General features: G+C 70.3%; 5 protein-coding genes and 1 pseudogene. All 6 read left to right on the top strand.

Annotated elements, in window-relative coordinates; translation table 11 throughout:
* The coding region (locus V9G19_RS00030) for a molybdopterin oxidoreductase family protein (RefSeq protein ID WP_462283455.1) at positions 1-1,658 on the top strand (1,658 nt) is incomplete at its 5' end.
* Positions 1,655-3,115 (top strand): FAD-dependent oxidoreductase, encoded by a 1,461-nt coding sequence (locus tag V9G19_RS00025; RefSeq protein WP_462283454.1) that lies wholly within the window; start codon positions 1,655-1,657, stop codon positions 3,113-3,115. The genes V9G19_RS00030 and V9G19_RS00025, both read left to right, overlap by 4 nt.
* A gap of 52 nt (positions 3,116-3,167) precedes the next feature.
* The gene (gene nirB / locus V9G19_RS00020) at positions 3,168-5,756 is read left to right on the top strand and encodes a nitrite reductase large subunit NirB (RefSeq protein ID WP_462283453.1); all 2,589 of its coding nucleotides are present in this window, start codon (positions 3,168-3,170) and stop codon (positions 5,754-5,756) included.
* Positions 5,753-6,142, top strand: coding sequence for a nitrite reductase small subunit NirD (gene nirD / locus V9G19_RS00015; RefSeq protein WP_462283452.1), 390 nt, complete (start codon positions 5,753-5,755; stop codon positions 6,140-6,142). Before nirB ends, nirD begins: the two co-directional genes overlap by 4 nt.
* A complete protein-coding gene (cobA, locus tag V9G19_RS00010; protein ID WP_462283451.1) occupies positions 6,139-7,401 on the top strand; it encodes a uroporphyrinogen-III C-methyltransferase in 1,263 nt (420 codons plus the stop codon). The genes nirD and cobA overlap by 4 nt, the downstream gene beginning before the upstream one ends.
* Positions 7,398-7,602: pseudogene (locus V9G19_RS00005) on the top strand (uroporphyrinogen-III synthase); the annotation flags it as partial. The gene cobA and the pseudogene V9G19_RS00005, both read left to right, overlap by 4 nt.

Raw genomic sequence — 7,602 nt, 5'->3', positions numbered from 1 at the left:
CCGAGACCATGCCTCCCTTCGTCCGCCACCTTGACCCGGTCCGCCGTCGAGGGGGTCTGCTCGTCGTCGACCCACGCCGCTCGGCAACCGCGGCACTGGTCGCGCGCCCGGTCGATCATCTAGCTCCCGTTCCGGGAACCGACGCGGCGCTGCTTCTCGGCATCCTGCACGTGTTGATCGCCGAGCATCACATCGACGGCGACTACCTCGCCGCGCGCACGACGGGATTCCCCGCTGTGGCGGAGTCCGTGACCGCCTGGTGGCCGGAGCGCGTGGAGCAGATCAGCGGCATACCGGCACCCGTCGTGCGGCAGACGGCCCGACGCCTCGCCGCGGCGGCGCCCCACCGCGGCGGCGCGGGGGCGTTCATCCTCACCGGCCGGGGAGCCGAGCAGTCGACTCAGGGGACGGCGACGGTCACGGCGGCGATCAATATCGCTCTGGCCCTGGGCCTTCCGGGGCGACGTGGCAGTGGCTACGGCTGTTTGACCGGGCAGGGCAACGGCCAGGGAGGTCGTGAGCACGGCCAAAAGGCCGATCAGCTGCCCGGCTACCGCTCGATCGACGACCCAGATGCGCGCGCTCACGTCGCGACGGTCTGGGGGATCGAGCCCGAGGACCTGCCCGGTCGCGGCGTGCCTGCATTGGAGTTGCTGCACCGGCTCGGGTCATCGGATGGCCCGCTTGGGTTGTTCGTGCACGGCAGCAATCTCGCTGTCTCCGGGCCGAACTCCGAGCGGATCGTCGAGCGGCTCCGCAGCCTGGACCTGCTCGTCGTGTGTGACTTCGTCCCGTCGGAGACCGCAGCGCTCGCCGACGTGGTCCTCCCCGTGACGCAGTGGGCCGAGGAGGAGGGCACGATGACCAACCTGGAGGGTCGGATCCTGCGGCGCCGCAAGGCAATCGAGCCACCGGAGCACGTCCGGTCCGAACTTTGGATCTGGGCGGAACTCGCGCGTCGCCTGGACGCGCCCGGCTCGTGGCCAACGGACCCGGCGCAGGTGTATGACGAATTGGCGCGCGTGAGTTCCGGCGGCCCCGCCGACTACAGCGGCACCTCGCATGCCGGGCTCGACGCCGCCGAGGCAGCGGGTATAGGTACCTACTGGCCGGCTCCGGCGACTGCCGAAATCCGCGAGCAGCCCAGCCCTGGCGACCATCCGGTGACCGGCACTCCGCGGCCGTTCCTCGACCGGTTCGCCACCTCCGATGGACGGGCCCGACTCGTCCCGGTCACCCACCACGGGCCCGCGGACGGCGTCCGCCCGAAGGCACCCATCTACCTCGTCACCGGTCGCGTGCTGCAGCACTACCAGTCCGGCGCCCAGACCCGAAGGGTCCCCGAGCTGAACGCTGCCGCAACCGATCCCGTCGTCGAGATACACCCCTTGTTGGCCGACCGGCTGGGCGTCGTGATGGACGGCATCGTTCGCATCGAGAGCGCGCGCGGCGCGGCATACGGACGCGTCCGGGTGACGCCAGACATCCGACCCGACACGGTCTTTATGCCCTTCCACTGGGGCGGCCCCGCAAGCGTCAACCGGGTGACCAGCGATGCCACCGACCCAGTCTGCGGCATGCCGGACTTCAAGGTGTGCGCCGTGGACATCCACGCGGTCGATGCGGACTTTGGTGAACGAGTGGGGGCGACGGCATGACCCGCCTCGTCGTCGTCGGCAATGGGATGGTCGGCTCGCGATTCACGAGCGAGCTGCTGACGCTCGATACCCGCGACCGGTTCGAGATCGATCAGTTCGGCGCCGAGGACTGCCGACCGTACAACCGCGTCCTCCTCAGTGAAGTCGTTTCGGGGGCAAGGGATGTCGCGTCCATCGGCCTACCCCAGTCAGATCACCCCCGGCTGCGCGTGCACCAGGGCGTGCAGGTAGTCGCGATCGATCGTGCCGACCGGGCGGTCGTTCGCAGCGATGGCGCCCGCACGCGCTACGACCTGCTCGTCCTCGCGACCGGGGCCGCCGCGCGCGTGCCGCTGCTTGCGGGTCTCGACCCGAACGACCCGCTCCCTCACGGCGTCGCAGCCCTGCGCACCATCGGCGACGCCCGGGCAATCGCCGCGGCGACCCTTAACGCTCGGTCAGCGGTCGTCCTCGGGGCAGGGGTTCTCGGCCTTGAGGTCGCTTGCGGCCTGGTCCGTCGCGAGGTGCGCACCACGATCGTCCATCCCAAGGCCACGCTCATGGAGCGACACCTCGACGTCACCGCGGCACAGGTCGTGCAGACGGCACTGCAGACGCTGGGCGTCGACCAGCGGACCGAGGTGGCCGCAACCGGTATCCACCTGCAGCACGGTCGGCTGGCGGCCGTGCAGCTCTCCTCCGGGGAGCAGTTGCCGTGCGACTTGCTGGTGCTCACCGTAGGAACGGTCGCGGCCACCACCTTGGCCGACGCGTGTGGGTTGCCCGTTGAGCGCGGGGTCGTCGTTGACGCCACGCTCGCGTCACCGGCCGATCGCCGGGTCTACGCGATCGGGGACTGCGCGCAGCCGCCCGACGGGATGAGCGGCCTGGTTGCCCAGGGCTGGAACCAGGCGCGCGCCCTCGCCGCCCGGCTTGCCGGGGTGAGCGATCCGGTCCCACCCAAGGGCGATGACATCGTGCGGCTCAAGGCGCCCGGCCTCGACGTCGTCACGATGGGAGTCTGCGGCACGGCCCGCGGCCACGATCCGGGCCGGCGAAGCATCCGGGTCAACGATCCGCACATCGGCCGGCACGTCGAGATCGTCATCGCGGATGATCGCCTCGCCGGGGCCACGTGCGTCGGCGCCGGGCGGCTCGCCGCCGACCTGCTGGCGACCTATACCGCGCGCACACCAGTTCCTCGCGACCCGCTGACGCTCCTGCTCGACCGGTCCGCGTTCGGCGTGCCCGAACCGGGCGCCGACGAACGCGTCGTCTGCCGGTGCAATGGGGTCACCCTCGGCGACCTAAAGGATTGCCTCGCCAATGGCGCGGCGGATGTCGCCGCGATCGCCGCGGCAACCCGTGCGGGCACGGGCTGCGGCGGCTGCCGGGACGAGCTCTGCGCGCTCGCCCTCTCTCCCGAGCCGCTGGCGGCGACAAGTGAATCCGTTTTAACCCGGGCGAAACATGGCTAACGAGAACGCGAAACATGCCCTACCTACTTTCCCCACCATGGAGGAGAACGGTATGAGTTCCACCTCGACCGCTCCCCGGCGGCTGGTCGTCATCGGCGGTGGCATGGTCGCGCGCCGGCTCGTCGACGCTGTGCGCGACCGCGACGGCGACCGGGTCTGGCAGATCACCGTCTTGTGCGAAGAGCCGCGCGCCCCCTATGACCGGGTTGCGCTGACCACCTACTTCAGCGGTCGCGATCCCGAGGACCTTGCCTTGGGCGATCAACTGCTCTGGAGCGACCCCCTGGTCACCCTGCGCCGCGGAGCTGCCGCCCGAGAGATCGATCGGTCCGCCAAGACCGTCACGCTCGCCGACGGCAGCGAGGTGCCTTATGACGCGCTCGTGCTGGCCACCGGGTCGTATGCCGCGAAACCTCCCGTCCCGGGAAACGACTTGCGCGGCACCTTCGTCTATCGCACCGTCGACGACGTGGCCGATCTGCGCGGCTACGTCGAAGGCTTGCGCGCCCGCGTCGGCGATCGCCCACCACGGGGAGCCGTCATCGGCGGGGGGTTGCTGGGACTCGAAGCCGCCGGCGCGCTGACCGCCCTGGCCGTCGACACGACGGTCGTGGAGTTTGCCGATCGGCTGATGCCGCTGCAGGTTGACGCCGGCGGTGGCGAGGCGTTGCGCCGGTTGATTTCCAGTCTCGGCGTGCAGGTGCGCACCGGCACCGCAACCGCCAAGGTGACCGGCACCTCCGGTCGGGTCACCGGGATGACCTTCGCCGACGGAGACAAACTGCCCGTCGATGTCGTCGTCTTCGCCACCGGAGTGCGGCCCCGCGACGAGATCCCGCGCGCCGCCGGCCTTCCCGTCGGCGAGCGCGGCGGCGTCGTCATCGACCAGAGCTGCCGCACCGAGGACCGACACATTTGGGCGATCGGTGAAGTCGCCTGCATCGATGGGCGGGTGTGGGGAATCGTGGCACCCGGATACGCCATGGCCGAGGTCGTCGCCGACCGGTTGCTCGGCGGCCGTGCGACCTTCCCCGGCGCCGACACGGCGACCAAACTCAAACTGCTCGGCGTCGACGTCGCCAGCTTCGGGGACGCCTTTGCGACCGAGCCCGGCAGCCTCGAGGTCGTCGTCTCCGATCCGATCGCCGGCGTCTACAAGAAGCTGGTCATGTCCGACGACGCCCGGACCCTGCGCGGCGGCATGCTGGTCGGCGACGCGAGCGCCTACTCCGGGCTGCGGCCGATGCTCGGCCGGACCCTGCCCGGTGACCCGGCGGCATACCTCTTGCCCGAGGGCGGCTCTGCCGGAGCCCAGCTCGAACTCCCGAACGAGGCCAGCGTCTGCTCGTGCAACAACGTCAGCGCCGGATCGATCCGGGCCGCCGTCACCGAGCACCACTGCACCGACGTCGCCGCCGTCAAGGCCTGCACCCGCGCCGGAACGAGCTGCGGTTCCTGCCTGCCGCTCGTCAAGCGGCTCGTGACCGCCGAGCTCGACAAGGCCGGGGTCGCGGTGAGCAACGCCCTATGCGAGCACATCGAGCTGTCGCGGGCGCAGCTCTTCGATGCCGTGCGCGTCACCGATCTGCGGACGTTCAGCGACATCATCGCCCGGCACGGCACCGGCGGCCGCGGCTGCGACATCTGCCGACCCGTTATCGCCTCGATCCTCGCCAGCCTCTATAACGAGCACATCCTCGAAGGTGACCGCGGCTCGTTGCAGGACACCAACGACCACGTCATGGCCAATCTGCAAAAGGATGGCTCCTATTCGGTCGTCCCTCGCATCCCTGGCGGCGAGATCACACCCGACGGGCTCATGGCGATCGCCTCCGTCGCCAAAGAATTCGGGCTCTACACCAAGATCACCGGGGGCCAACGGATCGACCTCTTCGGCGCCCGGATCGACCAGCTGCCGGCCGTTTGGCAACGGCTGGTCGACGCCGGCTTCGAGTCCGGTCACGCCTACGGCAAGGCCCTCCGCACGGTGAAGTCGTGCGTCGGTTCGACCTGGTGCCGCTACGGCGTCCAGGACTCCGTGGGCCTAGCGGTGCTCCTGGAACTGCGCTACCGCGGGCTGCGATCGCCTCACAAGATCAAGTTGGGCATTTCCGGCTGCGCACGCGAATGCGCCGAGGCCCGCGGCAAGGACGTGGGCGTCATCGCGACCGAGAAGGGCTGGAACCTCTACGTGGGCGGCAACGGCGGCTTCACGCCGCGCCATGCCCAACTCTTCGCCGAGGACCTGAGCACCGAGACGTTGGTCGCGACGATCGACCGCTTTCTGATGTTCTATGTCCGCACCGCCGACCGGCTACAGCGCACGGCCGCCTGGGTCGATGAGTACGACGGCGGGCTGGCTGCCATCCGCGAAGTCGTCATCGACGACACTCTCGGCATCGTCACCGACCTCGACGCAGCGATGGCCACCCACATCGGCAGCTATGAGGACGAATGGGCTGCCGCGCTTCGCAATCCGCAGACCCTGTCGCGGTTCGCGTCGTTCATCAACGCGCCCGAGACCCCCGACAACTCGTTCGCCTATGTCGCCGAGCGCGGTCAGCCGCGCCCTGCCCGACTCGAGGAGCGCGCCAGCGGCGCCGTGCTCATCGCCGGAACCACGCTGGGAGTTCACTCGTGACATCGCCCGCCGCCCTCTGCCCTGCTCCTTCCGAGCCCACGCTCTGGGTTCCCGTCTGCCGGTTGAGCGAAATGCCGCCGGAGCGAGGCGTCGCCGCCCTCGTGCATGGGGAGCAGGTGGCCCTCGTGCGCACCCACGACGAGCAGGTCTTCGCCGTCCAGCAGGGTGATCCCTACTCGGCCGCGATGGTGATGTCGCGAGGCCTTGTCGGCAGCCGCAGGCAGCGGCCCACGATCGCCTCACCCATGTTCAAGCAGGTCTTCGATCTCGCCACCGGAGAGTGTCTCGACCCGGTTGGCAAGGAACCAATTGCCCTGCGCACGTGGCCGATCCGTGTCGAGAACGGCGTCGTCAGCATCGGCCTGAGCGATCGGGCGGAAACGTGATCTCCCTTCTCGGCCTCGACCTGGACGGCAAGCTGGTGATCGTTGCCGGGGGCGGTCCCGTGGCAGCCAGCAAGGCCGCGACGTTGCGCAGCGTTCGGGCCCGAGTGCGGGTGATCGCTCCTGCGCTCTGTGAGGATCTCGTTGACGCGGTTGCCGAGGGCGGCGTCGAGTGGCTCGATCGCCGAGTGCTCGCCGAAGACCTCGACGGCGCCTGGCTGGCGCTCGCCGCGACCGGCGACAGTGCCACCGATGCCGCGGTATGCCGCTGGGCCAAGGAGCGGCGTATCTTCGCCGTTCATGCCGGCTCGGGGCGGAGCGGGACAGCGCGCTTTCCGGCGCTGCTTCGGCGTGCGGGGCTGGCGATCGGCGTTGTGTCCGAAGGGAAGCCGGACCCGCGGCGAGTGCGCACGGTCCGGGACGAGCTGGCTCAGGTGCCGACGCTGGCCGCCGGCGACGCCACCGAGACCCGAGAGCAGATTGAGGACATCCTGGCATCTGCCGCGGTCGACTTACGCCGTCGCCGTCCCTCGCCCGGGCGGGTCACCCTCATCGGCGGCGGTCCCGGCGCCGAGGACCTGATGACGGTGCGCGCGCGGGTCGCGCTGAGCGAGGCCGATGTCGTGATCACCGACCGGCTCGGGCCTCGATCGATCGTCGCGCGATTGCCGATCGACGTGGTCGTGATTGACGTCGGCAAGGTGCCAGGCGAGCACAGCCCGTCGCAGGCCGAAATCAACATGATGATCATCGACCATGCGCGCGCCGGGCGACACGTCGTGCGACTGAAGGGGGGCGACCCGTTCGTGTTCGGACGAGGCGGCGAGGAGATCCTCGCGTGCCGGGAACACGGCATACCGGTCGACGTCGTTCCGGGAGTCAGCAGCGCGCTGGCCGTGCCGGCCCTCGCCGGTATGCCGGTCACGCACCGGGGGACGGCCTCGGCGGTGACGATCGCCCACGGCCACACGCGGCTGCCGCCCGCCGCCTTTGCCCAGGTGGCCGACGGCAGCGCGACGCTCGTGCTGCTCATGGCCGTCACGCTCCTCGCCGAGCACGTGGGGGACGCCTTGGCGGCCGGTGTTCCCGCGGACACGCCCGCGGCAATCATCGAGCGCGGCACGCTGCCGGATGAGCGCACCACGCGTGCTCCCCTCGACGGCCTGGTCGCCGCGGCGGGGGAGGCTGGTATCGCCGCGCCGGCCGTCGTGGTGATCGGCCACGTCGCCGACCCGGCGCTCCTCGCCGGCCCTGCCCGATGACCCATCCCCCGCTCGACCAGACGCTCGCCGGCTATGTCGTCCTCGTCACCGCCGATCGGCGCTCGGCGGACATCGAGGCCGCCTTGACCCGCCGCGGAGCGTCGGTCCGCCACGCCCCGGCATTGTCGATCGTGCCGCACCTGGACGACCACGCCCTCCTTGATGCCACCCGCGCCCTGCTGGAGACCCCACCCGAGATCG

Source organism: Nostocoides sp., from assembly GCF_037045025.1.
In the GTDB taxonomy this organism is placed as follows: domain Bacteria; phylum Actinomycetota; class Actinomycetes; order Actinomycetales; family Dermatophilaceae; genus Nostocoides_A.
This window is presented reverse-complemented; position numbering and strand designations above follow the sequence as displayed.

What these genes read in the sequence shown, in the direction of transcription:
- V9G19_RS00025 (WP_462283454.1), top strand. Translation starts at nt 1,655, where the DNA reads ATGACCCGCCTCGTCGTCGTCGGCAATGGGATGGTCGGCTCGCGATTC.
- nirB (WP_462283453.1), top strand. Translation starts at nt 3,168, where the DNA reads ATGAGTTCCACCTCGACCGCTCCCCGGCGGCTGGTCGTCATCGGCGGT.